This is a genomic window from Sodalis glossinidius str. 'morsitans' (genome assembly GCF_000010085.1).
Classification (GTDB): domain Bacteria; phylum Pseudomonadota; class Gammaproteobacteria; order Enterobacterales; family Enterobacteriaceae; genus Sodalis; species Sodalis glossinidius.
Window position 1 is genome coordinate 1,215,081 of the sequence record NC_007712.1, and the last position, 26,559, is coordinate 1,241,639.

Below are 26,559 nucleotides of genomic sequence, written 5' to 3' on the forward strand. Positions count from 1 at the left end.
GTTCAGGTTTGATGTGATTCTTTACACAGCGGAGCGTATAGAAAAGCCTTGAACGACAACCAAGGCTCATTGAGTTGGATTGATTAGTGCATTCGGATTTAAACAAATTTCCCGTTCTACCTCTCTGCGGTTAATCAGCCCGTTTGATACCTTTCCTTCATCGTATTTCCATCGGCGCATCTGGTCACAAGCGCCTTGAATATCTCCGGCGTTCAACTTTTTAAGTAGCGTTGAATTGGCAAATGCCCCACTGCCGATATTGTAAACAAATGAAGTCAAAGCGGCTTTCTGCAAATCGGTAAGCTGAACAGTGACATAACGTTCAACAGTAGCACGTGCTACCTGCAAATCCTTTTTCATCAACGCGTTACATTCTTCTTCGTTATAAATTTCCCCTGGCGTAACGTCCTTGCCGGTATGACCGTGACAGACAGTGAGCACCCCGCCGCCATCACGATAGGGCTTATAGCGCTTACCTTCGTGCCACTGCACCAAGACGGCAGCCAGCGCTAATACGCCACCTGACGTCACTGTTATCAATCGTTTACGAAGTTCGGGAGACATTATAGTAATCCGATCGGTAGTTCAGCCCAGTATTGGTACATGTCGGGTGTGAACGTTTCATACTGCCCGTTATCCCAACCCTGGAAGTAGAGAAAATCCCCACTTTCCGCAACAACACTGACCACGACATTGTAATAAGCTGCATTATTGGTAATAAGATACTGCTCAGCTTTTGATGACTTGCCGGGTTTTTCACTGGAAGGGTGAAAATGGAGTTTTAATTCATTGCCCATCGTTACTTCCTCTTTATTGTTATTATTTTTTCTTGAAACGGTACTCTTTATGTCGGTAGTACCAGTTGAGGCCAACGGTCAATATTGAACAGATAATACCCGTAACCAGCGCCCATTCACTAAGCGATAGCGCACCGCATAGAAACGTCGTCGCGCTGGCACTATAGGCCGTGCCCGTTGTGTATTTTTCAATGTTATTCATAGAGTGTTTTATTTATTTAGTTTTGTAGGATTTTAACGGTTAACAACATTCATCAATAATGACAACACACTTGCCGCCTTTTACACCACCGTTGTTATCCATCTTCTCAACGGTCATCACGCGAACCTGGCTATCATCGTGCCAAATATCTGCCCCAGTTAAAGAATCGAGTACGCCTTTAGAGTAATTGTCTACATCACGCTTTCTCTTGTTGGGTAGATAGAGTTGCATCAATACAGAGACCTCACCTTCAAATTTTTGACAGTCAGATTTCTGGCGCATCTCTTTGACAATTTTTGCGGTTGTTGCTTTAAATTCTTTTGCTTTATCACTGAGGTAAATGCGTTTTGAATTATGTCGCCAATAAGTATTAACGCTGGGCGGGAAGGGGAGTTCGATTATCACGATTCACACCTTTTTTTAATAATTCTTTTCTTTGGACATACGTCATCCAGCATCCAGGTATTCGCCACGGTCGCCAGATAAACAACACACTGCCCTTGCTGTTGCCCGCCTTTCCTTCCTTGCCTGTTTCGGCAGAGATAAATGAGAGTCGTCCCTCGGTGATGAAACGCACTTCATCAGATGTTTTTAACGCTTCATAAAACCATGCTGTAGAGGTATCAGAAGGCAGTAGCATCACAATAGTCTGATTCTGTTTTTTACACTGCTCAGCCGCTTTCTTCACCCAAGGCATAATCTTGCTGTATGGCGGATTACAGAAGATAGCACCTTTGCTATTCCAGTCGCTTTTCAATGCGTCGTGCTGTTCAGTTAAAAACGCTTTGCATAGCGCGTTGCTTTTATCGGCGGCAGCATCCAGTTTGAAATTAAATTCAGCATCAAGGGCTCGAAATACTTCAATAGGTGTTTGCCATCTGTCTTTGAATGACTTTGGTGTATTACTGATTAGCATATTTAAACCACGGTAGGATTTTTATATAACGGAGAATTCCAGACTTTGTTAATCATGCAGCGTGGGGTGGGGTGATTATTCCCGCTTTCTACCAGTTTAACGGCGACATCCCATAATTTATGGTCGGCGTTAAGCGATTTCTCAACATGATACCCTTTCTCAGTATATCGTTTCACAAGTCTATTAGCTTGCCTCGTGCTGATGGCCTCGTGTCGAAACCAACTTTTTCGTAAATATGTCATAAATATTTTTACTTTTTTAAAGATAAAATGGCGATGCGGATTGTTTGTTTGGTTTAAGCATGACATTTAACTTTTGAGCGGTAACTTTCCCAATTGAAATTAATCCAAATGCCGTTATCCATCATCATGCGGTCAAGTACTCTCTCGCCCAATACGCCGCTTATTTGCTCACCCGTTAAATTAGTTAACATACCAATCGGTTTTTTGTGTGACGTTCTACGGTCAACAAGTTGGTTAATCAGAATTTGCGTATTGTCGCTATTTCGGTGCTGGATACCTATCTCATCGAGAACCAGTAAATCAACGTTGCATAACTCACGCAATAAGCCCTCTTCGCTCCATTCGGCATGTTTTTCATACGTTGACCGAAAGCGCATCATCAAATCAGCAACGGTGATGCACAACACGGATTTACCTTTGTTTATCAAGCAATGACCAATAGCGGCTGCAAGATGATTTTTCCCTGTCCCACAGGAGCCGCTAAAAACAAATCCCCCAAAACCTGAGCCAAAGTTTTTTGCAAACGCAATAGCTTGATGTAAAGCAGCTCGTTGATCAGCAGTATAGGCTTGATAATTTTCAAAGCGACAATCCTGATGCAGGGGGGATATCCCTGAGCGTCCAATTAGATACTTGAGGCGGTTTTGCCTGTTCAATTCCACGGTTTTCTGACTGGCTTCCCGTGATATTTTTTCCACCACGGCGAAATATTCATCACGATTAGTGGTTATGGGTTGCACATGCTTTGGCATAATTTTTTTCAGTCGTTCAATGATATTCATCATCGGGGGGAAACTCCGTATTGTCGCTTCAGCGTATCCACTCACGCGAGCTGTAACACGCTGAGAGCGGTTTAATATCGAATCTGTGGTGCGCGTCTTTTAGGGTTGAGAAAACGTCACTCAGCGGTTCCTGGATACCTTAGAATCGACTGCTGAACACAACCTCACGCTAAAAACTCCTGCAAGCCTCTCTGGGCGATTCTAGTGCTCAAGTGGTACGTTCGTGTCTTTAGGGTAGAAAACGCCGTGACGGGCTTTCTCGGTGCCTTAAAATTGATTCTAGAACAGGATTGAGCATACAAATTCAAGATTCAGCCGTTCACCACGATAAATCCCGCTGGACTACTGGGACGTGTTGCCACCTGATTGACCAAACTGGTCGCCCGAGGTTTAGCGGCTTGCTGTGGCTCGAAGAGTCCTTGCCAACCGTTGGCGATACTAGCGTTAATAATTTCTTCAGGCTGATGTCCGTTATCGCGGCACTTGCCTAGCAGCTTGATAGCCTGAATTACCGTCTGCTGGGATTTAATCGGCTTGTTGATTTCCTTCCGGTACTGCACCCAAGAATCCCAGGTTGGTCTCGGTAGCCAATCAGGAAGTTCTACCGAGCTTGGGTCAAACGATTTTGATTTTACCGAAGGAGGGGTTTGGGGTGGTTTATGTTTTAATATATTTCTTTCCTTTCTTTTATGTTTAGCTGATTCGGCTAAACGCTCATTAGCTGATTTGGCTTATTTTTATTAGCCGTTTTAGCTAACGTTTCCTCACTATTAGCTGTTTCGGCTTAACTTTATTAGCTGGTTTAGCTAAACTTTTATTGAAACTCCACTCATGATAATTTTGATTTATGGAGACTTCATTATTGTGTTTGAATATCATATTCATGTTTTCAAGTTCCTTCCTAACTTTACTGACATGTGTATGATGGATAGCCGTCATTTTCCCTATTCGCGTATTTTCAATGTGTGCACACTGTTTATTCCAATCGATAGTCAGTCGGTGAATTGCGTCAAATACTTTATATTGCCGAAATGTAAGAGGCGCGCGTAGTAATGCTTCCTTTAACTCATTATCCCACTTAGTAAATCCAATATCGCTTCCCGTCATGAGAAACGCCTGTTCCTCATCTTTTGATTTAAAATAGGCATAGGTAACGTTAGTCATGACAAGGTTCCTGTAAATCATTTTCTTTAAGTAAATCGACTTTTGATAAACTATCTTTCAACTCCCATTCGTCGATTTCCTTAAAAATGCAACTAATATCTTCTCGTAAATAATCAATAATTTCAGGAAGCCAAGGCATTGACTCATGTTCACACGAATGTTTATTTATGTGTTCGTAAATATATCCCGCCACTTCCATCGCTCTAATAAGTCTGGTGTGGCTTTCATGACTAATTTCTGGTCTTATTTTTTCCTGCTGTGCAGTCGAGGTATCAACAATTCTCATGTTAATTTCCCCCCATACCAGCTTGCACAGGTTGACGACCAGCCCATATTAGGCGGCTATCTTTGAACATGGAATTGAAGGTGCGGCGATCTTGACGTGTAAACGACACTTTGCCGTAAGGCGTGGTGGAGTACTCTGGAATAATCCAGTAGGTATCAATAAATTCAGAACGAGTTTGGGTCGTAGCAACCATAGTGTTGCCCTCTCTTTGAAGTTTTCCAAATCTCGCTACCTGCTGTCAAACAGGGTGGCGAGACGTAACAGGGTTGACAGACCGGTCAAAGAGAAATCCGGCGAGCCTTACGGCTCCCCCGTTACATCACGCCATTATTGGGGCGTAACGCTGATTTCGGACGTAAAAAACCGCACTAAAGCGGCGTGTTATATCCGCTCTTTGACTTGGGCTGTCAAACCCGGCACCCGTTTTGTTAAGGTGCTGAGTAGAATATAGCGCATGTTTTGCTCTTTCGTCAATGCGTACATGGGTTTATGCTGCAATTCCGTTCATCATGACGCTTAAAAGCTTGGGAAAGAGGCTGTCGTAGAAGTGTGGTTGCGTCTGGCGCGGGTTATTGTTGTCTGTCAGGTTCTTACCGAACTGCAAACCTTTCTCCGTTAGCGACCAGAACAGTTTTTCTTTATCAGGATGCTTGCTGCTAGGGCGCGATTTACGTTCAGCGAGTCCGAGCAGTTGCAGCCGCCGATAACCAGATTGGGGCGTATAGGGTTTACCGTGCAGCAGTAAAAGCTCAGTGAGCGAATGTGTAACCTCACTTGATCCGGTTACACTTTTCTCTGGTGCGTCTATGGCGTAGGCTGGTAGAATATCTGGCATGCCGAGGGACGATTGGAGTTTTTTCATTGCGCCCAACATGGCAGAAGGTGCAATACGTAGCTCCTGCTTGTAAAAAGCGAGCATTGCCAATCCAGCTTGAACCTTTTCAACCAGTACACCGTTATTGCTTTTTACTGAATCTCTAAACCGCTCATAAACCTGAACTTCAAAAGCGGGGTCTATCCAAGCAGCATATCGGATAGCAATAAGCTCAACTGCCCAGCTACCAGATTCAATACCACCTTTGATGATATTGACCGAAGCTATTTTCGTAGCTTCGCTTGCTTTTTGTACAAAATTACTTACTCCTTCTGATTTAAGGAAGTTTGATGGGCGCTGAGATTCCGTCGCTTTACCTTGCGCCACTGCCGCACGATGTAAATCATTCAAACAGTAACGTCCGAAAGCGTCCTGACGAACAACGGTATTTTCAATTACAATTAATTTAGTCATAATAATTTCTTCATTGTTAAATGAATTTGGTTGAAATACATTGACGGGTGACTTTTAAAATTTTGCTTGTTGACCCTCAAAAGGTTTAAACTAAAGAAAAAACAGGAGGTTTCGCTATGGGCCAAGTTGCATTTGATACTCAAGAATTCGTCGAAACACTAGAAAACGCTGGGTTGCCGAAAGATCAGGCAAGAGCGATTTCTATCGCTGTTCGCAAGTCACACGAAGTGGCGGATGTAGCGACGAAGTCGGATATCACCGAGGTAAAACGCGATATTGCCGATGTCCGTAAGGATATGGAACATCGTTTTGAAAAAGTGGAAGCACAGATCATCGATTCCCGTAAAGATACAGCCGCTCAAATCGCTTTACTTCGCAAAGATGTTGAAAGTATATCAACTTGGTTGCTCATAAAAATGGCTGGCATGATGGCTGCTATCGTCGGTATCGCTACGGCCATTATGAAATTTCTTTAAACTAGCCTTCAAAAGGGGATCTCGTCGTCATAAAATGAGCCTGACGTTACATTTCCAGATTGACTTGCTAGTGGTTGATTTTGCTGAGGTTTATTTTCCTGCTTACTGGAGAAATCAATCTCGTTAACCAGAACAACAGCGGTTGTTTTTTCTATACCATCTTTCCCCGTCCAACTTTCGAGCAAAAATTGGCCGATAACAGTAACCTTGGTTCCTCGTGTCAGATAAATGGGTAACTTTTCAGCTTTGGCACCAAACATTCGACATTGCACCCAAGAGATTTTCTCATGCTCACCGTATCCTTGCTTGACTGGTAAAGAAAATGTGGCAATCAACTTGCCGCTTGTGGTACTGCGTGTCGTACAGTCACCGCCAAGATTACCGGAAAATATCACGGTGTTTATTGTCATTATGTTGACTCGCTTATGATTGATTATTTCAATCAACTTTTTTCTATAACATCACAGGTAGTGGCAACCAGATTAAGAAACGCTTTTCTTCTTGCTTGAAGTTGATTAATCTCTTCTTCGTAGTCTTTGCGATACAACCTATGCGAGATTAATTGCCGATACTCAGGAAAGTCTGAGCAATAGCTGACAAAATCGATCCAAGCCCTTCCCGTGCAGTCAAGGTGGCCTATAAGTTGCCATTTATAAACGGGGTCAAACGTTCTACGTTTCAATGTTTCAAAATGCACAGCGGCGGTAACGGACTTAATTTCAATAACACCATCATTTCCAACTAATCCGTCTGGACTATCGCCATAATCACCACAATCAAAAAATCCGCCGTTAGTTACATCAACAAAATTTGTTTCTTCGTATAGCCTTCTGGCTATTGGCTCCTGTTCGTGTCCACGTAACATGTGCTCATTAGTGAAACTAAATTCTGATTTTTTCCCTGTAATAATTTCTAGGACAATCTGTAACGCATATCGCTTGGCCGGTTCGCCGAAAGCTTTTCCCTGGTTGGCCATAAAACAGCTAAACTGTGATGCAGTGACCTTTCCTAAACGAAGCGTATCCCACACTTCCGTATTTTGTTGTACGTCATGCCATTGCATTAGCGCACTCCTGCTTGAGGCGTTCCTGGTCTTCCTGTGACATCTCAACATGTGCTAATACTTTATCGAGTGACCCATTATTGATGTAGCTTTGTTTGGCCTTTTCCCACATTTCAACCTGAGCAGGTGTTAATGTTTTTTTCTGAGTAATGGCAGGGTAGACTCTTAATCCTTCGACATATTCACGTCCAAACTTGACATGCTCAACCTCAATCATCACGGTTAAATTCTGCCAGTCTTCGATAAATGACGAACCTGATATTTTTTTAATGACCTTGCTATTGGTTGCATTAAGAATCATTGGCTTAAGTCTTTCGTTTGGTCTAATGTGCTTCTCTTTGAAATAAGCCGTATTGAACCTGTCTTGCGTTTTCTTGGTTTTATCTAATTCGAGCACAACATGAGAGATGGTTAACACTGTCGGCTCAACAATATCGGCGCTGCTCAAATAAGGGGAATCGAACGCCTTTCTATAATGCGTTTTTTCAGTCATTAAGCGGGCACCTCGTAGTAAGCATCACGGCATCGCATCAGATACAGAATTTGTTCGACTTTTTTGGTAACATCGTATAAGACTTCATCGAATCCGGCGGTAGTTTCCAGTGCGAGTAACCATGCGTCGTATTCATCGCCTTTATCTGTATCGGAGAGTTTTTGAGCAAGATAAGCGTTGGTTAAACTTTCGTATAAATACTCGCCGCCCGGATGACAGAATTCCACTTCTTCAACCGTTAATTTTTTCAGCGCCCGAAGAATTTCATTCTCAGTTTGAATGTCCATACTGCTTCCTTCTTCGGCGATAGCGGTTCTTGACCGCATAGAGATAAGCTTTCGTTAAGCAGCGGTTATCAATGCTGTCCGTTGGGTATCTGTCTAATTGATTTTTGAATGTAGCAAGAAGGTTTACTGCGTAAACAAACAGCACGGGCCGAAGTTATGGAAAAAGTGCTACAGGCTCCTGAATTTCGGAAATATACAATGTGGTTGATGCATGATGAGATAGCGCCATCAGCCGGACAAATAGCTCCGGCTCTCGCACACTATGGAACCGATGGCGGGGAAGCACAAAAGCAGATAAGAAAAACGGGCGAGGATTCGGCTGTCAGATCATCCCACTACGACCAGAAAACTGGATGACCATACAAAATGAGTTTAATAATTGGTTAGTAAATAAGGATATTTTTCGGGAGTTTTTGTTGAAAGTTATTGGATGCTGAAACAGATAAGAGAATGTGCTATAAAAATCAACATGTTATTTTATATTAAGATTACCGTATGCGCTAGAGGCAAGCTAGCTTCTTGCCTCATAGTTTATCTAGTTCATCATCTGTTAAACCAGTAGATGTTTTTATAATTTGCCGATCAACACCATTAGCAAATAATTGTTTGGCTAGTTGACGAATGGCATCCTGTCGGCCTAGCTGGTAGCCTTCATGCTTGCCTTTTTCGCGGCCTTTAGCCTCAAGCTGTTCTGCAATCGTCATAAAATCCTCCCGGTAAGTCGGTGCTTTTTCCGCAAGGGTACGTATGAATCCCTCGCCGTCAATCGTATTTCCTGCTTGAGCTATATAATATAATAAACTCTTGCATTGTTCTTTGGAATACTGCCATTTTTCTATTAGAGTAGCTAATTCTACGGCAAGTTCCAACATATCGCGCGTTCGGATGTGCTTTTGTACAAGTTGCAGGAGTGCGACTCGTCGGTGGGTCAGGATCTCCTCATCCGGTATCGTGGTAATATCAACCAGCGGAAAAGCTTGTTGATACACCGTAGCTGCTAGCTCAGGATCAGCAAAACAGTCTAGGAAGTGCGTGCTATAAGGATAAGGTGACGTAGCACCGTGATAGAACAATACGGGGATCACTACCGGTAAGGTATCGTTACCTTGCTCAATATGTCGCTGCATGGCTGCCACACTGTACCGTAGAAGCCTGAATGCCATTAGCTTTTCAGGGCGACTCTGGTGCTCGACTACTGTGTATATATAACCTTTCCCCGAATTCGTCTGCACGGAGTAAAGCATATCTGAACACTGGGTACGAAGGTCGTCTTCGATAAAGCTGCCTGATTCCATTGCAAGAGTGCTGAAATCGCAGCGCTCTCGAAGATGAGATGGCAAATGTACTTCCAGAAAGTCCCTAGCTATAGCGATATCGCCAAGGAACTTTTTGAATAGCGAGTCATGTTGGGATAGTGATGGTTTTGTCATGGGTGTAATATATCGCGTTAAGGGGATAGTCTACCATTGAAATTACTGAACCTTTAATAAGCCGGATCGCTTTTAATGAATATCACTAACAGCTATCTAGCATGGACCGTTTTTTTAACTTAGTAAACTGTTGATTGTTAAATTATTTTAGATGCACAATACACACAAAAAAATAATTACATCAAAATATGACTATGTGTGGTTACTATGACTGCTGGCGGGCATTTCATCTTTGTTTTAGCAAGCGCTATTTTTGCGAAGAAATTGGAGTTATCACCAGCATTAGCTCAAGGGAACTGGGGGCATATCATTATTGGCGGAATATTAACCTGCCTGCTACCAGACATCGATCACCCCAAGTCTTTTTTAGGCCAACGATTAAAATGGCTTTCGATACCCATTGCCAAAGTGTTCGGTCATAGAGGCATTACTCACAGTTTTCTGGCTATTGTAGGGTGCAGCATATTTCTTTCTTCAGACTTATTGTCACGAATTATCATTCCGATACCGGTAGATTTTGTCCATGCCATGATCGTTGGTTATATTAGCCACGTTGTAGCTGATATGTTAACACCAGCAGGAATACCGTTACTATGGCCATATCGTCGACGTTTCTGTATGCCAATATTGAACCCCAGTAAATATCCTAAGTGGGAACGAATATTTTGTGTATTGGTACTGGTATGTGCTGTTCTGTATCCCTTTGACATATTAATAAGTAATAAATTATGGGTTACTGATTCTATACAGAATATATGGCAAAGGGTACGTAACAATTTGATTTGAAATTGACTTTTATACTCAACGTACTTCAAGATGCATCCACCTCCCCATCAGAAGGCTCTAGTAGCAAGCCCCTCGAGCGGTCTTGCCGTGCATCTTGAAGTTTATTGAGTATACATAAGATATTTGCTCTTAAGTGATTAAATTCATATCTATGAATACTAACGAATCTGAGTCATAGATTGATATCAATTACATCGACTCAAGCTGGATATTACGGGTTTCGTGAGCAAACAGATAAACGATAGAACCGATAAAAAAAATAAATGAAAATATGAGGAAAGGTACGAACACGACATTTTCAGAAAAATTTTTGCCATCGATTAGACCGCCGAGAAAAACAGGACCAACAATTTTAGCGGTAGCACCTACACCATAACCGAGTCCAAGACAGGTCGATCGTACCTGATTAGAAAACATTTCTCCACCAAATGTATTAATAATTCCAAATGCCCCATCGCCAAACATCATAGCGATAAGAATGCCAAAAAAGAAAATCCAGCTTGAAGATAGCATATTCAAATTTAAAAAATGCACGATTGTGCTGATCTGTATAGACAATGCTGCAATTATACATCCAAAAGCACCAATAAGACCGAATAAAAAGAGAGTTCGACGTCTTCCAAGATAATCGGAAATCCATGCTGAAAATAATCGGCCAACTAAATCCCCTAAAGACAGTATCATGAATAAATTTGCCACAACATTAATACTAAAATGGAAAATCTGATTCAATAATACCTGTCCCCATGACTGAATAGCGAAACTTCCTAGTATAAAAGAAAATGAACCAATAGCGACAATAGTAAGTTGTTTTGGGTAGTGCCTTATTATATTTAGATAAGACCTTTTGCTAATCGATACATATTCAGGTAAATGCCCCACTTTAGTTACAGGGATATTCATCGCCCAGGCGTAAGCTTCACGGGCATCCTGAAAACGTCCTTTAGAGAGTAAATATCGTGGTGATTCTGGAATGAATTTTCTCCATGCTAATAAAATAGCAGGAAGACAACCAATAATTAAAAGTCCTCTCCAACCAAGCGGTTCAGCCAGATAACGAGTAGCGAATGATCCGAGAAATAGACCCAATGGTACAAATGCTGAAGTCAAACCAGTAAACAGTCCTCTTTTTTTAGAAGGTACAAATTCTTGAACATAAGGCACAGAAATCACATTAAGCCCGCCAACGGCTATACCTACGCAAACTCGCATGATTGACAAAAAGAGCCAATTATTTTCAGGCGTTAGTGCAGCCAGTCCGGTAAATATTACAAGTAATAAAATACATGAGAAAAATGATTTCTTACGGCCATATTTATCAGCAAGCCACCCCCAAAAAATTGCGCCGATGACAGTTCCAAGTCCTGCCCCAGCAAGGATTAAACCAGACTGTATTGTGCCTAATGACCACCGTTGATCTTGCATAAGCAGGGTAATGACAAAACCGACTAGAAATAAATCAAAAAATTCGAGAATATTTCCAATAGTAAGCATACATATAAGGGATTTTTGATTTTTTGTTAGGGGAGCTGAATCCAGTTGTTGTATAGCAGTGATACCTACTTTTACTGATTGCATACTTGCTCCTTTTGTATCCGCAAAAGAGTATTCCTAGCGGTAGAAGGCCCTATATTTATAATCTATTAGCCGTTCAGAGCTAATAGCTAATTTATGTAAAATTATATCCATCATAAAGCAAGTAATTTTTTTTCCCACTGTTCAATTATTTCTCGTTTTTCTCTTAGATAGTTATACCTATCGTAATGTTTCGCTGACACACCTGGCCTCTTGTGATTTTGAAGTCTATCACGCATTTCCGCACTAATGCCCATATCCCCCGCCAGAGTTTTAAAGGTACGGCGAATATCTCTGGGGGTGAATTTATTAAAACCGGTTAATTTACAAAATTTACGGAGTTGTTTACTGTATTCAGCGGATAGCAAATGCCCTTCTTTTGTATTGCCCGGAAAAAGAAACATCACGTCTGGATACTTTTCCCTCTGCCGTTTTAAAATTTCAGTGGCGCTTTGATTCAATGGGATAATGTGGAAATCACTATTTTTTGATATGTGAGGCGGTACTGTAAGGGTTTTATTTTTCTCATCCCAATGATCACGAGTATTGGTCATTATTTCCCACGGGCGCTGCCCGCCGGTAAAGATACACAGCATGGTCAATTGAGCGAAGTCTGGATGAATGGGGCAAGCTGATTCCGTTACTGAGAGCAATCTTAATAGCTCGCTGAGTTCCTCCCATGACAAAAAACGATCAAGTGCTTTATCTACCCGTTTTTGTGGTGGAATGACACTGACTGGATTTCGGTCAAGCCCGTAAATGGTTTTTCCGTTAATGTTGGCCGGATCGTTGTCCGCGAATAACCCAAAATTGAATACGGCATGAAGGTTAGCTCTAATCTTATTTGCTCCGGCGTTTGCCCCACGCTCTATAAACTCTGCAAGAACACGCTTAATCTGAACGGGTGTTATTTCCTTAGCGGGTGTAGCAGGATCAATGTACTTACTGGTTAACACTTGGTTGAGTCTGTTTTTTGTTTTGTCATGAGAGCGATTACCTTGTTTTTTTTGAGTGGTGATGTAATCGTCAAACAATTGTTTTATAGTAGCGTGTTCAGCAATAGACGTTTCTGGCGCGGTGATATTGGCAGCGGCGGTGAGGGCTTTTGCGGTTGCTTCTGCGAGAGTTACCGTGGGATAATCTCCCAGTGAAAGGAATTTGCGAGCACCATCTTTATGGTACTTGCTAAACAAAAATCTTTCTGCCGGAAGGGTAAATTTTCAGACCCAAGCGACCTGTACCTCTGGTGGCTGATGACTGCCATACGTAATACGCTTGCTCTTTGGGTTTAATACCTCTGATCTTGCTGTCAGTGAGTAGTGTTCCTGCCATTACGGGTGCTCTTACGGGTGTCGTTATGGTGAAATACTATGTTATAATATGAAATCAGGCAACATGTGAAAATCTTTTTATTACAGTAAATTGAAAGCGAATGAAATCATCTGTTATGAGTTAAAATCAGAAGTTATCGCCCTTCTAAGCCGTAGGTCACTGGTTCGAGTCCAGTAGGGCGTACCATTTAAATCAATAGTTTACGCCGTTTGGTTTCCTGTAGCGTTATCCAAAAGTGCCAGATTAGTGACATCGCTCGCCAGCGCATCGTCAATTTTTCTGGCATGCTCGATCAGGTGGCTGGGCGAAAGGTGTGCGTAGCGGCGCACCATTTCGATGGATTCCCAGCCGCCCATTTCTTGTAAGGCGGACAACGGCACACCTGCCTGCACTAGCCAACTTGCCCAGGTGTGACGCAAATCATGAAATCTGAAATCTTTTATCCCTGAGCGCTTTAGGCCAGTCTTCCAGGCTGAGTTATCATCCACGCGAAGTTTCCTGACCTCTGGCGTTTTTCCTCCTCCTGCTTTATGTTTTGCTTTAGTATGGACAAAGACATAACGGTTGTGACGGCCTATCTGATCTCTAAGCACCTTGCAGGCAGTATCATTCAGTGCAACGCCTATTGCTCTCCCTGCTTTGGCATTTTCCGGATGTATCCAGGCAACCTTCCGTTGCATGTCCACTTGTGACCACTCAAGATCGATGATATTTGAACGGCGTAGCCCAGTAGCCAGAGCGAATATGACGATGTGCCGAAAATTTTCTGGCATGCATTTAATTAAGGTGGATGCCTCGTCTCGCGTTAACCAACGGATCCGCCGGCTAACGGGTTTCCTGACCTTGATCACAGGGGCTTTTTCAAGCCACTTCCATTCGTCAGCCGCTATCTTTAAGAGACCTCGCATAAAAGAGAGGTGCTGGCTCTACGTGTTGCCGCAGATACGGGTTTTTCAACATAATCAGGAACAGGAAGACCTTTACGTAGTGCAGCATCTCTTCTGGTTTCCCATATCTGACGATGTTTACGGTTTGGCATTTTTGCCACAGCCTGCATAATGTTATCTTCTGTCAGGCTGGACAATGACTTTCCTGCAAAATAGTTGAGAAAAAACTCTATTTTAGTGCGATCATCATCCAGTGAACGTTTATGCCCTTTCTCTGTAATCCAGCGTAGGCAAGCTTCATCAAAGGTATGGTCAGGGATTTCTCCTAATTTACTTATCCGCCATGCTTCCGCTTTCAGCTGATCATAGAGTTCCTGCGCTTGCTTTTTGTCTGTCGTATCAAGGCAGCGTCTAATTCTTTTGCCACCCGGTTCAACGAAGTCACAGTACCAATTGCCATAACGTTGTTTAAGTGCCATCTAGATTTCCTTTCTGAATGGCCGTTCTCTGCATTCACGGCCTGATTATGTTGCTGATAGTGGACATACTCAAGGCAGGCAGACTTCAAAATCTCAAATTGTCCACCACCATTACATCCAGATTTACTTGCATGAAGTCGTTTATCTTTAATGAGTTTTCGTACAGTTCGTGGCGATTTTTTAAGAAATTGAGCCGCTTCGGAAAGATTGAAAATCTCATCATCCATTCTAAGCGTTGCCATAATAACCTCTGTTTAAATCAAGCCGCTGCGCCGTTTATCATGACGGTGAATAGGCCGGTTAGTTATGAATCATAGAAAGGGACTGTATGTAGTGATTTAATGAAGGGAGTAAGTATTTACAATTTAAAGGATTTGCACTTATCTCCATCCGTTCCGCAAACATGATTTGCAGTAATCTTTACGCGCCATTGCCCAGCCCAAGTTATGCAGTGATTTAGCTTGCTTGGCAGCCTTGCCCCATTGCAAGATTGCCTCAGCAAACTCACGATTGCTTTCGAGCGTTTTTGCTAACAGCGCTTCCTTAAAGTACTTCATGTTCTTCATAACGTCTAAATCTCATTGTCGTAGGTGGCATGGCTCATCACGTCCCAGTGCCGTCCGTTGTCTTTTGATAATGCCCGCCATCTCCGATTAACGGGGATTGATAGATATTTGCGTCGGTAGGTGCGTTTGGCGTAGATGGCACCTGAGCGCCACAGGCGGATGAGCATTTTAGCCCGCCGACGGATGTCGACGGGAATTCGGGGTTTCATGCACGGTTCCTCTTACGATGCGAAGCTGATTTGCTTTTGATGGGTAAAATCGCCGTTCCAGCTGAGTTTCATTGGCACCTTGCCGCGACGGTATAGGTCATAGATGCGCTCAGCCCCTTTACGCAGTAATACTGGCTGGTATTTAATGAAGTCGTCTGCACCGTGAACGCTAATCATGTGTTGGTGCTCAGTCAGGTATTTGTCGCGAGCGTACGACGTGGCCCGCCAACGGATGCCGGATTTGCTTTCGTTGTAGAGCCAATTGCGTTCAGCGAGCCAGCCGTTAACCTTTTGGGTATTGACGCCGTTGAGCATTTTGCAGAACTGGGTAGAGGTCATGCCCTCCTTGAATAAGTTCTTGAGGTCGTGGATTTCTGCCTCCTGTTCTTTGTTGACCAATACTAGTGCAGCTTCACTCTTTTTCGATTCCAGCAGGGCTTCCAAGGCAGAGATGTAGTTTTCCGGCAGGACAGGTTTAGCAGCCAGTTTTTCGAGGTCATGCCAGCGTTTGATAACGCGCATGCGGTGAACAGCGCTATAGCCAGTGAGCAGGCATTCGGTGTGATCACGGTCGAGTAGATACTCAGTCTGCTGGCGATTCATGGAGTCCAGATAGATGTGCGCAAATTTGCTCACATCTCCCTGTAGGTCAGAAATCATCCGTTCAATGTCGCGTTTTACATCCGGATGGCGTTTTTCTGTCAATTCGGCAATCTCACGGCTAGACATGGTTAAAATATGTTCAGAAACTAAATTTTGCATGTGAATATTCCTCGTAGCTAAACGATTGATGGAAAAGAATTTAGTTATGCCGGTTCGAGGCAGAAAGTTTGAGAGAGTTTCGCCAGTCCCTTTGGCGTCACTATCACCTGCTCACGAATTTTGTCGGTGCCATCATTACCGGGAATAATCGAGATTTTATGCTCGAGGTAGCCGGACTGGATTCTGCTCTGGTAGGCCATCCAGTTCTTGGCACCCACACGGCGATAAATCCAGCCACGCTCCTGGAGGAAGGCGAACAGGTCTTTGGGGCGCACCTGCAACTCTTTGGCGGCGTTGGTGATGCACATACCGCCGTCAGATTTGGCGATGCGGTGCAGAGCTTTCACGTCTGGTGCCATTTCCTCTACCTTGCTTTCCAGAGCAATAACCTTTTCGGTGTAGGTAAGCAGGATGCCGCACATGGCCGCTGGGTCGTTGAGAATCTGAATTGGGTCGGCGGGGATGGCTAACTGTTTTTCCAGCTCTTGCCAGCGGTCAACCAGACGGGCGGTGAACTCAGGGCAGAGCTGAGCGACGACGATAATGCTATCGCGCTTTCCCTGTTCGCCAATGAAGACATAGATTTTTGTTTTCTGAGGTAATTGCGTATTCCGGTGAAAGTGAACGGTCATTCCGGCCCTGTGAACGCTGATTCCGGCAGTGAAATACAGCGTGCTAATAATCACATGGGTTTATTCTGTTGAGTTTGTCACGTTCTAGCCCCTGTTTCCTTTGGCAACGGTTCTGTTGCAGGACTGAGGCGGAGCGCAGCGCAGTGAGCACCGAACAGTCCTGTGGCAGAAGCGTAAGGGGATGTCACGTTTAACTCATTTGGCCGAGTGTTCACCCTCCAGAATATGCGTTCACTTTGCGCCGGAATACGCAGTAATCCTAAGTTATTGATATTTTCGGAATCCTGCATTGCAGGAAGCCGGATAATGCTTTTTGCAGCAAGACGTTCAATGGCTATCTTCACATTGTCATGGCGGCTACCGACCAGATTGGCAATTTCAAGGCTGGACATGGTTAATGTTTGTGCAATGGTTAAATTTTGCATACAGATATACCTCGTTAGTAAAAACGATGAAGATGTAACCCCGGAGTGTTACCGGGGCAGGAAGGAAATTTTAGTGACGTTGCAGGAACTGGCTAACATTTGCTTGTTGCCATTTAGTCAGAGCTTGGGACATAACATTGGACTGCTGTTGGCTACTATCCTCGATCATCCGTTGCATCTCGCCAAGTACGAGATTTGCATCTTCTTGCTGACGGAGTACACGCTTTATGGCTTGCCGTTCTGCCTCGAAGATTGTTTGCTTTAGCTGGGTGGTCATGGAGTAGATACGACTGCACTCTTCGGCTAATAACGGTATCTGCCGAACTTCAAAGTGCTGTGGAGATGGTACGCCGGTAACGAGCCGTAGAGCATGCCAGATCCCTTGTGTCCATGCTTTTTCAAAACGAAAGCTGTTAGCCATGCTCCAAACGAGATGAGTTAATCTGCGAAGATTATCGTCGGTGAATAGTTCGGCTGCTGAGGAATTATGTCTCGGCATCGCATAAAGCTCAGCCTCCATGCGGTTAAATTCTGCGATGTAAGCTTCCTTGAACGCTGCTGCCTTTTTGCCGGTAAAGCCCATGACGAGGAAGACGAAGCCATCTTTGGTCATCTCGAACATCGGGCGAGGTTTGTTCTGTTCGTCGGTGTATTCTGCCCCCGCAAAATTGCGGGCGCTAAAATCAGCAGAACAATCCAGTGCGCGCAGCTTCTTCAAAACATCGTCATGACGTTTTTGAAAATATTCAGCAACGTCAAGCGACGTAGTAACAGCTTTACCGTTATGAATGGTAACTTTTGGTGTGGTAACAGATGTTTGAAGCGTCATGCTGACCTCCAGATAGTGAACTTATAATCACCACCAAGAGGTATCAATCTCTATATTGGTGGTGAACTGAACAGGGTTGATACTACCGGGTTCACCGTCCGGCCTACCTTTCGGTAGCCCTATCCAGTCCACCATTGAGATGTGGCTAGATTGCGACATAAAAAAACACGCTCGCGGCGTGTCAGTCTATCGCGGTGAATCTCGGCGGGGTATCAATCCCGGCACCTGAATTTGCAGATGCAGAGTGACTATAGCGTATGGGGTGATCTTCCGTCAATACGATTGCTGGGTTACACTTGCTCAAAAGAGGAGTAACCCCTATGGGTCAAGTTGCGTTCGATACATTGAAATTCGTTGAAACGCTGGAAACTGCTGGCTTGCCTAAAGATCAGGCCAAGGCAATTTCGCTTGCGGTTCGTGAATCGCATGAGGCCGTCGATGTTGCTACCAAGCGCGACCTTGAGGACGTACGCAAGGAAATTGACGCCAGATTCGATAAGGTTGACGCTCGCTTCGATAAGCATGAAGCTCTAATGCAAGCCCGCTTTGACAAAATTGAGGCCCGTTTCGATAAGCTTGGCTTACAGATGACCATCCGGCTCGGTTAATGGTCGCTGCCGGTGTCAGTATCATCGCCGCCATTCTCAAAATGTGACGCTGACCTGTGCGCTATAGCGCATGGGTTATCCTTGCGTCAATGAGGGCGGGGGACTTCTGTTTTTGGTTGCTGTATATGGGCAACAAATTTGCAGATGAATAATAGTTATCCAATAACTCGAATTGAGGGAACTAACAGATTTGTCGGTATGTAGCAATCAAGTTCAATATCTCTGCAAAACTCTCGAAATTGGTAGATGTTATTAACGCGTGTCTTTTGATACAGATTACATAACCTGTTTTCTACGGTTCTATGAGAAATTTTTAATCGTTTCGCTGTTTCTTTACTGCTTAATCCATGATAAGTAAAGAATATTACTTCAAGTTCGCGTTCTGTAAAATAGCTATGAGGCATATTCATGGTTAATGTTATGGGAGATTCGCCATCTGCATATTGCAGAGGTGAGAAAAATCTGCATAGCTTAGCTTCTGCCATAGTACCAACCACATGGCCCTTATCGTTGAAGAAAGGTTGGATATCAAAAATATAAGGCTGGACAATGTCTTCACGACCAAAAGCAGAGGTAATGAGTAAAGATATCGCAGACTTGTTGTCGATCACGTTTTTATCATGTTGGTAAATATCGTCTAAAAATATTGCCATCCAATGATGTATGTCTGTTATCTGCTTACCTTCAATGTTAAAACCTTTCGGCAAATCCAGTAATTCAGCCATCGCCGGATTGATATAGGCATATCGGTGCTCACTATCTCGAATATGACATGGATTGGGGTTGTTTTCGCACATATAGATAATCTGATCAGAAATAGCTTCTCGCTTTAGTGCTACACCACTCATTAAAAATCGTCCTTGAAAAGAGATTTAACTACTTAATGAATGGTCAGTATTGTGTTGTTATTTGTGAAATGATAGCCCGCTATTTCACGCTGAACCAGTCTGTAATTGACAGCGCGTAATACAGATATTTCTTTCTGAGAACAACCAAAAGAAAAAAGGAATGCTGTTTCAAATTGAACAGGCGTTAGTTCAGGGAAAAGGTTGCGCAGCTCGGGGTACTGTGCGGGGTCAAATACCTTCATGCCGCACCTCCAACGTTCAGGAGGTGATGATGCGGGGGCAGATGCTTCGAGGTAAATGCAAAATGGACAATCTCGCTACGGGTGAACGGTTGCACTTCCAATGCGCGTGCTGGCGCTGTACTCTTTTTCATAGCTCAAATCCTATATAGGTAGGTTTTGGGTTAGGTGTCTGTTGGGATTCAGAGTCCCTTCAGGCACCGCCAAATGCTCATTTCGTTAATGTGGTTGCCAATAAGGCAACCGGCAGGGAGTGCTGAATTGGTATCAGAAAGGGATTGAATCCTCGTAAGCATCGACTGGCGGTACGTCGTGGGATGGCTGTCTGCTATATTGCGGACCGTGACGGCGCTCGTCCTTATCCTTGAGCGTAGAAAGCATACTATCGATAGTCTTGGCATCTTGGCTTTCGAGACGCTCTTTGATGGTCTGCTTCGTATCAGGATAGAACGGGATACGGATTTCAAAATTGTAGGTGTCTCCGCCGTCCTGCTTGGTGCGTAAAATCTTCTGCAACAGTAGCCCTACACGTTTCCCTGCGAACTCAGGCACGATAGTTTGGCTGGCGCTGAGTATCTTTTCGCTGATGCTTTTGACTTCGGTACAGCCCATGATGGCTTGGATCATGTTAACGCCGTAGCTATTGTCCGAGCCGTCTTTCTTGTTGATGCAGACGGAAAGGTATTGGATAAGGTAGCCGTCTGTTGATTCGCCTGAAAACTCAATGAACGTTGCGCCACTTGGACTTTTCACTACTTTGGCTTCGTCGATAGTGATAATGTAAGCACCGGACTCCTTGATAAAGTTGCTCTGGCCTGCGGATATGGCGGCTGATTCGTCGTAGGTAAACAAAGCCTTGCTCATGGTATAATTTCCTTTAAATTTAAGATGGTTATAAAGCTATAGTAGCGATAAAGTGGCTGTGAATACACTCAATTTAGCTCGAAACTTGTTGAACTTACATCATCCTTGATGAGTTCTGGAACATATTTCTTAATAAATTCAACCAATTCTTCGGCAACGGCCATTACGTCTCTGTGCATATTGGGATATGCATAAAAACTTATCGGCATAAACTGTTTGATGAGATAGGTACCGGGATTGGCCGCCGGCTGGTATTTACTGAACAAGTTGTAAGTAAATTTTCTTGCACTGAACCAGTCAAGATAGCAGCGCCATTGCAAACTATCGGTATAGTTCTCTGGGTCTAGAGAGCCGGTAAGCTTGTGGTCGTAGATAGTGGTCGCATCCATAGCATCGACAATGCCGACAAAGGTTACGCGCTCACCATTAACCATTTGCTGTCTGGTAATTTTCCTCTTTCTTGTTTCTGGTAAAGCTATTTCACTTTCTATTTTACTAAAATCAAAAGTGAACCCGTCCGTTTGCTCGATATTCAACTCCCCCAAAGAAGCCTTTTCTAAGACTTTGTGAAAAGCTGACCCTGCGGCCATAGCTTCCGTTGGAGGCGTCTTTTTCAGCAGATAGTTAATAATTTCATCCAGTTCTGCATCGGGATTAGCCTTCCATCTGCGGAAGGCTTCAAGATTGGTGGCGGATATCCTGATCATTACGCTGCCACCTTGATGTATTTACCCTCGTCTTTATTGAACGAGAATCCTTTACTTTTAGCTATTTCGTTCAAAAGGCGTTTATGCTCTGAAGGTGCTTCCCGGAAATGCTCTACGGCATCCTGAAAGTCTTCTTCGCTTTCGAGGCATTGTAGGTCAACTCGAAGACGCTGTAGATCTTCTTGGGATTTTCTCGCTTCTTCAGACTGTTTATTTAGCTCTTGCTTGATGGTACTGATGATAGCTGATAAATAATCTGGGTATTGACTGAAATGCGGGACTTCTTGAACTAGCAGCTGTGCCGGATTTTTGCCGAAGCCGGAGGCGCTGGGATTAAAGTCGAGCAATCTTTTTGTATTCTGGCCTGAGCCTTCAATGCGGATTTGTCCCATAACGTCGGCGACTTTGTAAATCTCACCTTTAGAGCCGCCTTGAATATCAAGACGTTCAACTAAATCCTCTCCAACCTGCTTTTCTTCCATGTGAGCTATCAGGATAATATCTTTACCAAATGATTTAAGCAGATTTAGCCATCCCGAAAATCCTGCTTTCAAGGCACCGAAACCCTGTAAATGTTGATGCTTCTTCTCAAGATAGTCGTAATATTTATCTTGTGCTAAATAAGGGTTCATTATGGCCTCCCGGGGCTGCGAAGAAAATCAATCAGACGATCAAGCAAGCTTTTCTTATCGGAAGTCATGACTTTCTTGCCGGTTAATTTATTGTATTGATGGTGCTGTATCGACAGCACAGGGTCAAAAGGGCGAGCGGATGTCGCCCCTGCAATAGCGAGGTACATAGAATTATTCCTTGTGTTATTTGATGGGGTTTATTGGTTGGCGATGACGCGTTTAAATATTAAAATAAGTGTCAGCTACGATGTTTGCCAGTATCTCATGTGCTGGTGATTTCTTTGCCAAGCCTTTTTCATAGATATCCAGAATTTATTTTTAAAGTCTTTCTCGTCTTCTAAAAGCCATTCCTGCCCTTCAGCCAACGCCTTCCATTTTGCCAGTTCGCCTTTGAGTGACATAATTTCATCGTTGGCATTTTCTAAGTCTGTGATAAGAGTATCTTTACTTAACTAGCCAAGCATGCCTTCTTCTGTGGCAATGGCCGATAATTTTGGCGCGTAATTCATTACGGAATCGTCATGGAATAAAACAACTTCTTTTATGCTGTCGCTACAAATGATGTTATTCATAAAGTTGCTCCTTTGGTTTTAACATATCAAGAATTTTGTTTAAGGTTTCAGCCTGCACGAATTGAACAGCAATGCACTCAAGAAAAAGGCGGCTGAACATTAGTGCGATAGCTGAAAAGATAACTATTTTTGGTTCTGCATCCATGATGCCAATGACAGTGGTTATCCCTGCCGCTATCCATGTCATAATTGAAATGACGTTAATGATTTTCAGTGTCCAGAAGGTTTTAAACATATCTTTTTCCTGATAATTTTTTCATGGTGGTCTCCGTGTTAAGTGCCTGATTTGGTGACCCTCTCAGGCGGCGAGGGTTCTCGTGTACCCCTACAGTGAGAAACTTGATAAACTTTCATCCCCCCTACGAGTTGAGAATAATTGATATGGATATTTTTTCAGGTGTTGCCGTCGCAAAGCAGGCTTATGATTTAGTTAAAATCTTGAAGGAAAGTAGGGATCAGTCGGTTATAGATAAGGCCGCTGGTGCACTACGGGAAAAAATAACTGAATTACAAATGCTTAATGCTGAGTTGTCTGGCCTTTTCCATGCGGAGCGTCAAATCACAGTGGAGCTTAGAGAGGAAAATACCAAGATCAACATGTTTACTACCCAATCGAGTGAATACGAAATACATAAAACGTCTGGGGGGGCGATAGTATACATCCTTAAATCTACTCCAAAGGGAGAGATCCCCCATCACTATCTTTGTGCTCACTGCTACCAGAACAGAATAATATCTATACTTCAGCCTACAAAAAATGAGTCTGGGTTTCATATGTCTTACTGCCCTGAATGTAAAAATGAATACAGGATGGATAAGATTATAATTGACTATGAAGCAGCTATGCCTCATTCACCTTACTGATATGTTGATTGATTTCCTATACCCCGCCTGAAATAATGCCACATTCTCCAAGCAGCACGATCTCTCCTCAAATTCCACTACCGCCCCGCGATGTGGATATCTGGCTTTCATGTGCTTCTGGGCGGAAAGGGTGATTTGCTCTTGGTACTGGAATAAATCCGTTAGATTCATTGGGGATACTGCTTTGTTTATCCTGCTAACTTTTCTCTTAAGATGTAAGGCAGGTCGTTCCAATGGTTTCGCTCTTATGCCAACACGGAGTGGATTTGCTGCCTTCCACTCAGCCTGTCTAGCTGCGCGTCGTTCTCGGCGACGTGATTGCGAATCATAATGCATAGACACCTCCGTCAATAAACTTGGGTGGTGTGGTGGCCGGTGCTGTTCTTAGGCTTATCCTGATGGACTGCATCATTCACCACACCTCAAAGCTCATTGCCTTGAGATAGTTGCCCTTTTTCAGGGCCGAATTTTTAAGAGCATGTATCTGATTCAACCGCCGTCATGTTCATACGCCTCAGGCTGGCTACTTAAGCTCAGGCAATCGGCGGGTAACTCGTAGTCTTGCCTGCCGGGGGATTGCCGTTGCTGCTCCACTGTCGGGCTTGCGCTTGTCTAGTGAGTTGATGGGATAAATATAACCTTTAATTATTTAATTGATTTAATAAAGGATTGCTGAGATCCTACCTCGTTAGCTCAGCTTGGATTCATAGAAGAGGGAGTGACTCGGGAATGGATAGGGGAAAGATCAATAGTTGCTGAATTCACAAAATCAGCCATGTTACATCAGTTAATCAAATGATTTTCTTAATTTTTCTTGCCTCTATGATTTCTTCAAATAGTTGATCAACTTCATCTTTCCTTTCACTAATTTGGTTTAAAAAGATCTCCTTATCCCTTTTGGGCAGGCTAGAAAACATATCAAGAAGTCTTTCTTCTTCCCTACTCAAATGTCGAGTTTGAGTAGGCTGTATAGATGCGGATACTTCTGCAATTTTTTCTGCAAGCGTTGGACTAAAATCATTAACACATACACCTAACAATTTAGCAAATTTTGCTGCATTGCTCATATTTAAAGGATTTACTCCGTTTAAAAGCTGAGCTACAGCGCTTTGCCTCATACCCAGCTCATAAGCTATCGACTCTTGTGAAAAGCCTAATTGTTTTTTCTTTGACTCAAAAATGCTCTTGAGCCTCATCGCATCTTCATGCTGTTCAGGACTTAACGGTTTCTTTTTCATATAAAAATGATATCACCAATTGGAATATCTAACAAAAACAGAAGGTGTTGACTTGTGAATAACAAAAAGTTATATTTTATCGAGGCAACGATAAGGAGCTATTCAATGGATCGATTAACATTAAGCCAATATGCATCTTTGCATGGACAAAAGAAAACAGCACAAGCATTAGGCATTTGCCAAGCTGCGATCTGCAAAGCGTTAAAAGCAAGACGGCATATCACAGTTACTGTATACGCTAATGGCGAGGTTAAGGCTGAAGAAATCAAGCCCTTCCCGAATCAACGGCATCATGCAGATTTCGCAGCCTAACTAGTAGTACCGTTCTCTAACATTCCGCCCTGAAGAAGGGCAGCCATAATCCCACAGTACCAACTCACTGTGACTAGCTCACGGCTTCGTCACGTCTGTTACTTATCTACTTATCACACAAAGGATTATCTCCGATGGAGAACGCAAAAACACGCAAAAATTCTGCGGTTGAGTTCATCAGCCGTCACCTCGTTGCATCAGCTTATCAGGCAATCATGCGCGTTAAGCAAACGAACATAGCCAAATTGCTTGGTGTTCCTGATTCAACCATTCTGCGCCGCTCCGAGAAGCTCACAGAAACGATGAATATTCTAGCCGCCAGTGGTGTACAGGATTTCGTTTTCGAGGGTGAGAAGAAGCTACCACTGGAGCAATACCGCTGGCTGATGTCATCGGCTATGGAGTTTGCGCGCATGCAACTGGAAGCGACATCAGGCGATAAATGTCTTGTCGCATAGGGGGAAAGAATGAAGCCAATACAAAAGAAAAAGCCTCTGAAGCGGGAACTTCAAAGGCCATATTTCACAACAAATTACTACCAAATCGAGGAGATAATTATACATGAAGAAACATGATCATTTCAAGCAAGAAGAGGAGCGGTGCCAGGGCTGTTAACTTCTTCCTTCGGCGATAGAAACGGCGTAGTCAAAGTTCAATACATTGCGGTACAGCGTTCGGGAAATGCTTGATACTTTACTCAGAATCATGCAATTCAGCGCGATCGAACGCAATCGAGCCAAGATCCCGGGCTGCTGCCGGATAAGGCAGGCGTCCTCAAACAGGGCAACATCTCGAACATGGTGGTTTTGGTTTTCTATACTCCAATGGCCTCGAATTGCCGCTTGAAACTGTTCTGCATCAAAGAGTGCGGTACTGACTCACCAAGCGGTTTCTGTGCTGACCTCGGCAACACCTTTACGTTTGTGCGTCACCTCGCGAGTCACTTTATATTACTGCCTTCACCAGAGGTTGCCAGTTTTGCGGCAACCATCCTGTAGCCGGAACAAACGTCTGAATCGTGCGTATTTCTATTCGCCCGTGGCCTTTGCCATGGTCGGTATGCTGTTGTGCGGGGGCCTGAAACTTCGGGATCATCTGGCAGACAGCAAACAACTCGGGCTGGTTGTCTTTCACTTGAACCAACACGTCAGCACCATGAGCTAAGGCTAGAGAAAGTGTTTTTTTGACAGTGCATGGCATCAAGAGTAAAGACGCGACCCGATAGGGCCAGCGCCTCGATCAGCGCTTGCGTGGCCGGAATTTCGTTCGTTTTTTCAGGCACCTCTACATGCCCGAGCACAATCAGATCCAACTGGGCAAAAGCCGACACCAGCTGCCGTGCGCGCGTATCAGTTACTCGAGAGGCACTGCCGCGTAAAGCTTTGCCATCAAGAGCAACGAACTGTGGTGCCACACCAGACGACGAATATTTTCCGGCATGCTGTCGAAGGGCTTCTTCAAGTCCCTGAACGTCGAGCTTAAGCATAAACCGCCGAATACCTACCCAAGTCGGAGCTTTCTTCCAGTGCGTGCCAAACAGAGAGTTTAGCTGCTTGAGCCGCTCATTGAGGAAAAGCTCCATTTTCCGTAATGATGTTGCTCCCGACAGCACCGCCAGTAATAACCCGAAAAGCAGTGGCTCCAGCGCATAGCGCCTGCCTTTCGCTACGCGCTGATCAACCAGTTCAGAAAAAAGTCCTCCAAACAGCATGTTTTCCTCATCGTATCGACGTGAACACTGGAGACGTTAGTACAAATGATATGAAG

General features: G+C 43.8%; 39 protein-coding genes and 4 pseudogenes. 6 read left to right on the top strand and 37 right to left on the bottom strand.

The window, feature by feature from the left end:
• Positions 1–66 precede the first annotated feature (66 nt).
• The 11 genes from SGP1_RS06155 to SGP1_RS06195 form a co-directional block, all read right to left on the bottom strand.
• On the bottom strand, positions 67–564 hold the full coding sequence (locus SGP1_RS06155) for a lysozyme (RefSeq protein WP_011410591.1): 498 nt from the start codon (positions 562–564) through the stop codon (positions 67–69).
• Entirely contained in the window at positions 564–797 is a 234-nt protein-coding gene (locus SGP1_RS06160; RefSeq protein WP_041866675.1) for a hypothetical protein, read from the bottom strand. The genes SGP1_RS06155 and SGP1_RS06160 overlap by 1 nt, the downstream gene beginning before the upstream one ends.
• Positions 798–819: 22 nt before the next feature.
• Positions 820–999: a phage holin family protein gene (locus SGP1_RS26745; RefSeq protein WP_083764686.1), complete on the bottom strand. Its 180-nt coding sequence runs from the start codon at positions 997–999 to the stop codon at positions 820–822.
• A 39-nt stretch (positions 1,000–1,038) separates the two neighbouring features.
• Positions 1,039–1,404: a RusA family crossover junction endodeoxyribonuclease gene (locus SGP1_RS06165; protein WP_041866676.1), complete on the bottom strand. Its 366-nt coding sequence runs from the start codon at positions 1,402–1,404 to the stop codon at positions 1,039–1,041.
• The gene (locus tag SGP1_RS06170; protein ID WP_011410592.1) at positions 1,370–1,915 is read right to left on the bottom strand and encodes a phage N-6-adenine-methyltransferase; all 546 of its coding nucleotides are present in this window, start codon (positions 1,913–1,915) and stop codon (positions 1,370–1,372) included. Before SGP1_RS06170 ends, SGP1_RS06165 begins: the two co-directional genes overlap by 35 nt.
• A 295-nt stretch (positions 1,916–2,210) precedes the next feature.
• Positions 2,211–2,942, bottom strand: coding sequence for a DNA replication protein DnaC (gene dnaC / locus SGP1_RS06175; protein WP_041866677.1), 732 nt, complete (start codon positions 2,940–2,942; stop codon positions 2,211–2,213).
• Between the two features lie 308 nt (positions 2,943–3,250).
• Positions 3,251–3,499 (bottom strand): hypothetical protein, encoded by a 249-nt coding sequence (locus SGP1_RS23520; protein WP_050747446.1) that lies wholly within the window; start codon positions 3,497–3,499, stop codon positions 3,251–3,253.
• Between the two features lie 193 nt (positions 3,500–3,692).
• Positions 3,693–4,103, bottom strand: a complete 411-nt coding sequence (locus tag SGP1_RS06185; RefSeq protein ID WP_041866678.1) for a replication protein — start codon at positions 4,101–4,103, stop codon at positions 3,693–3,695.
• Positions 4,096–4,389 carry a hypothetical protein gene (locus tag SGP1_RS29220; RefSeq protein WP_148203387.1) on the bottom strand — a complete coding sequence of 98 codons (294 nt, stop codon included), beginning with the start codon at positions 4,387–4,389 and terminating at the stop codon, positions 4,096–4,098. The genes SGP1_RS06185 and SGP1_RS29220 overlap by 8 nt, the downstream gene beginning before the upstream one ends.
• Before the next feature lies 1 nt (position 4,390).
• On the bottom strand, positions 4,391–4,582 hold the full coding sequence (locus SGP1_RS29225; RefSeq protein ID WP_148203388.1) for a hypothetical protein: 192 nt from the start codon (positions 4,580–4,582) through the stop codon (positions 4,391–4,393).
• A gap of 294 nt (positions 4,583–4,876) precedes the next feature.
• A complete protein-coding gene (locus SGP1_RS06195) occupies positions 4,877–5,677 on the bottom strand; it encodes a KilA-N domain-containing protein (RefSeq protein WP_011410594.1) in 801 nt (266 codons plus the stop codon).
• A 116-nt stretch (positions 5,678–5,793) separates the two neighbouring features.
• On the opposite strand from SGP1_RS06195, the gene SGP1_RS06200 reads away from it, so the two are divergent.
• Positions 5,794–6,153, top strand: coding sequence for a hypothetical protein (locus tag SGP1_RS06200; RefSeq protein ID WP_011410595.1), 360 nt, complete (start codon positions 5,794–5,796; stop codon positions 6,151–6,153).
• Positions 6,154–6,161: 8 nt separating this feature from the next.
• Here SGP1_RS06200 and SGP1_RS06205 read toward each other — a convergent pair whose 3' ends face one another.
• The 5 genes from SGP1_RS06205 to SGP1_RS06230 form a co-directional block, all read right to left on the bottom strand.
• Positions 6,162–6,563, bottom strand: a complete 402-nt coding sequence (locus tag SGP1_RS06205) for a single-stranded DNA-binding protein (RefSeq protein WP_041867407.1) — start codon at positions 6,561–6,563, stop codon at positions 6,162–6,164.
• Positions 6,564–6,595: 32 nt separating this feature from the next.
• Positions 6,596–7,216, bottom strand: a complete 621-nt coding sequence (locus tag SGP1_RS06210) for a YqaJ viral recombinase family protein (RefSeq protein ID WP_041866680.1) — start codon at positions 7,214–7,216, stop codon at positions 6,596–6,598.
• Entirely contained in the window at positions 7,203–7,709 is a 507-nt protein-coding gene (locus tag SGP1_RS36155) for a hypothetical protein (RefSeq protein ID WP_011410597.1), read from the bottom strand. Before SGP1_RS36155 ends, SGP1_RS06210 begins: the two co-directional genes overlap by 14 nt.
• Positions 7,709–7,996, bottom strand: coding sequence for a hypothetical protein (locus SGP1_RS06220; protein ID WP_041866681.1), 288 nt, complete (start codon positions 7,994–7,996; stop codon positions 7,709–7,711). The genes SGP1_RS36155 and SGP1_RS06220 overlap by 1 nt, the downstream gene beginning before the upstream one ends.
• A gap of 524 nt (positions 7,997–8,520) precedes the next feature.
• Entirely contained in the window at positions 8,521–9,426 is a 906-nt protein-coding gene (locus SGP1_RS06230) for an Rpn family recombination-promoting nuclease/putative transposase (protein WP_011410598.1), read from the bottom strand.
• A gap of 207 nt (positions 9,427–9,633) precedes the next feature.
• Here SGP1_RS06230 and SGP1_RS26750 point away from each other — a divergent pair, with 207 nt between their 5' ends.
• Positions 9,634–10,212: a metal-dependent hydrolase gene (locus tag SGP1_RS26750; protein ID WP_011410599.1), complete on the top strand. Its 579-nt coding sequence runs from the start codon at positions 9,634–9,636 to the stop codon at positions 10,210–10,212.
• A gap of 189 nt (positions 10,213–10,401) precedes the next feature.
• On the opposite strand, the gene SGP1_RS06235 is transcribed toward SGP1_RS26750, so the two are convergent.
• The 11 genes and pseudogenes from SGP1_RS06235 to SGP1_RS06265 form a co-directional block, all read right to left on the bottom strand.
• The gene (locus tag SGP1_RS06235) at positions 10,402–11,790 is read right to left on the bottom strand and encodes an MFS transporter (RefSeq protein WP_011410600.1); all 1,389 of its coding nucleotides are present in this window, start codon (positions 11,788–11,790) and stop codon (positions 10,402–10,404) included.
• Between the two features lie 110 nt (positions 11,791–11,900).
• Positions 11,901–12,980 carry a tyrosine-type recombinase/integrase gene (locus SGP1_RS06240; protein WP_243466177.1) on the bottom strand — a complete coding sequence of 360 codons (1,080 nt, stop codon included), beginning with the start codon at positions 12,978–12,980 and terminating at the stop codon, positions 11,901–11,903.
• A gap of 339 nt (positions 12,981–13,319) precedes the next feature.
• A pseudogene (locus SGP1_RS06245) lies at positions 13,320–14,485 on the bottom strand (tyrosine-type recombinase/integrase).
• Between the two features lie 161 nt (positions 14,486–14,646).
• Positions 14,647–14,727 (bottom strand): annotated as a pseudogene (locus SGP1_RS36160) (hypothetical protein); the annotation flags it as partial.
• 138 nt (positions 14,728–14,865) lie between these two features.
• Positions 14,866–15,051, bottom strand: a complete 186-nt coding sequence (locus SGP1_RS06250) for an ANR family transcriptional regulator (RefSeq protein WP_041866682.1) — start codon at positions 15,049–15,051, stop codon at positions 14,866–14,868.
• Between the two features lie 5 nt (positions 15,052–15,056).
• Positions 15,057–15,260, bottom strand: coding sequence for a hypothetical protein (locus tag SGP1_RS26755; protein WP_083764690.1), 204 nt, complete (start codon positions 15,258–15,260; stop codon positions 15,057–15,059).
• A gap of 12 nt (positions 15,261–15,272) precedes the next feature.
• Complete coding sequence (locus SGP1_RS06255; protein ID WP_011410601.1) at positions 15,273–16,022, bottom strand: Rha family transcriptional regulator; 750 nt, start codon at positions 16,020–16,022, stop codon at positions 15,273–15,275.
• Positions 16,023–16,066: 44 nt separating this feature from the next.
• Entirely contained in the window at positions 16,067–16,444 is a 378-nt protein-coding gene (locus SGP1_RS36165; protein WP_341538084.1) for a phage antirepressor KilAC domain-containing protein, read from the bottom strand.
• Positions 16,445–16,495: 51 nt separating this feature from the next.
• A pseudogene (locus SGP1_RS36170) lies at positions 16,496–16,606 on the bottom strand (phage antirepressor KilAC domain-containing protein); the annotation flags it as partial.
• A gap of 125 nt (positions 16,607–16,731) precedes the next feature.
• Complete coding sequence (locus SGP1_RS36175) at positions 16,732–17,079, bottom strand: hypothetical protein (protein ID WP_148203389.1); 348 nt, start codon at positions 17,077–17,079, stop codon at positions 16,732–16,734.
• A gap of 70 nt (positions 17,080–17,149) precedes the next feature.
• Complete coding sequence (locus tag SGP1_RS06265) at positions 17,150–17,908, bottom strand: Rha family transcriptional regulator (RefSeq protein ID WP_011410602.1); 759 nt, start codon at positions 17,906–17,908, stop codon at positions 17,150–17,152.
• 320 nt (positions 17,909–18,228) lie between these two features.
• Here SGP1_RS06265 and SGP1_RS06270 point away from each other — a divergent pair, with 320 nt between their 5' ends.
• Entirely contained in the window at positions 18,229–18,516 is a 288-nt protein-coding gene (locus SGP1_RS06270) for a DUF1640 domain-containing protein (RefSeq protein WP_148203391.1), read from the top strand.
• Positions 18,517–18,671: 155 nt separating this feature from the next.
• Here SGP1_RS06270 and SGP1_RS06275 read toward each other — a convergent pair whose 3' ends face one another.
• The 7 genes from SGP1_RS06275 to SGP1_RS06295 form a co-directional block, all read right to left on the bottom strand.
• Positions 18,672–19,364 carry a helix-turn-helix transcriptional regulator gene (locus tag SGP1_RS06275; RefSeq protein ID WP_011410603.1) on the bottom strand — a complete coding sequence of 231 codons (693 nt, stop codon included), beginning with the start codon at positions 19,362–19,364 and terminating at the stop codon, positions 18,672–18,674.
• A 32-nt stretch (positions 19,365–19,396) separates the two neighbouring features.
• Positions 19,397–19,606, bottom strand: a complete 210-nt coding sequence (locus SGP1_RS29235) for a transcriptional regulator (RefSeq protein WP_148203392.1) — start codon at positions 19,604–19,606, stop codon at positions 19,397–19,399.
• A 264-nt stretch (positions 19,607–19,870) separates the two neighbouring features.
• Positions 19,871–20,467, bottom strand: coding sequence for a hypothetical protein (locus SGP1_RS06280; protein WP_011410604.1), 597 nt, complete (start codon positions 20,465–20,467; stop codon positions 19,871–19,873).
• A 68-nt stretch (positions 20,468–20,535) separates the two neighbouring features.
• Complete coding sequence (locus tag SGP1_RS06285; protein ID WP_011410605.1) at positions 20,536–21,174, bottom strand: PD-(D/E)XK nuclease family protein; 639 nt, start codon at positions 21,172–21,174, stop codon at positions 20,536–20,538.
• Complete coding sequence (locus SGP1_RS06290; RefSeq protein ID WP_243466178.1) at positions 21,174–21,806, bottom strand: AAA family ATPase; 633 nt, start codon at positions 21,804–21,806, stop codon at positions 21,174–21,176. The genes SGP1_RS06285 and SGP1_RS06290 overlap by 1 nt, the downstream gene beginning before the upstream one ends.
• A 242-nt stretch (positions 21,807–22,048) precedes the next feature.
• A complete protein-coding gene (locus tag SGP1_RS30625; RefSeq protein ID WP_158302342.1) occupies positions 22,049–22,207 on the bottom strand; it encodes a hypothetical protein in 159 nt (52 codons plus the stop codon).
• A 163-nt stretch (positions 22,208–22,370) separates the two neighbouring features.
• Positions 22,371–22,613 carry a hypothetical protein gene (locus SGP1_RS06295; protein WP_041866683.1) on the bottom strand — a complete coding sequence of 81 codons (243 nt, stop codon included), beginning with the start codon at positions 22,611–22,613 and terminating at the stop codon, positions 22,371–22,373.
• 146 nt (positions 22,614–22,759) lie between these two features.
• On the opposite strand from SGP1_RS06295, the gene SGP1_RS06300 reads away from it, so the two are divergent.
• Positions 22,760–23,242, top strand: coding sequence for a hypothetical protein (locus SGP1_RS06300; protein WP_050747926.1), 483 nt, complete (start codon positions 22,760–22,762; stop codon positions 23,240–23,242).
• Here the strand turns inward: SGP1_RS06300 and SGP1_RS36180 are convergent.
• Positions 23,231–23,578, bottom strand: coding sequence for an antitermination protein N (locus SGP1_RS36180; protein WP_083764691.1), 348 nt, complete (start codon positions 23,576–23,578; stop codon positions 23,231–23,233). The genes SGP1_RS06300 and SGP1_RS36180 overlap by 12 nt on opposite strands.
• Before the next feature lie 623 nt (positions 23,579–24,201).
• Positions 24,202–24,480 (bottom strand): annotated as a pseudogene (locus SGP1_RS32815) (helix-turn-helix domain-containing protein); the annotation flags it as partial.
• Positions 24,481–24,534: 54 nt separating this feature from the next.
• Here SGP1_RS32815 and SGP1_RS26765 point away from each other — a divergent pair.
• Together SGP1_RS26765 and SGP1_RS06315 are read left to right on the top strand one after the other, a co-directional pair.
• Positions 24,535–24,792, top strand: a complete 258-nt coding sequence (locus SGP1_RS26765) for a Cro/CI family transcriptional regulator (protein ID WP_243466179.1) — start codon at positions 24,535–24,537, stop codon at positions 24,790–24,792.
• A gap of 134 nt (positions 24,793–24,926) precedes the next feature.
• Entirely contained in the window at positions 24,927–25,250 is a 324-nt protein-coding gene (locus SGP1_RS06315) for a hypothetical protein (protein ID WP_041866685.1), read from the top strand.
• A gap of 689 nt (positions 25,251–25,939) precedes the next feature.
• Here the strand turns inward: SGP1_RS06315 and SGP1_RS06325 are convergent.
• Complete coding sequence (locus SGP1_RS06325) at positions 25,940–26,503, bottom strand: ISAs1 family transposase (protein ID WP_041866687.1); 564 nt, start codon at positions 26,501–26,503, stop codon at positions 25,940–25,942.
• Positions 26,504–26,559 lie beyond the last annotated feature (56 nt).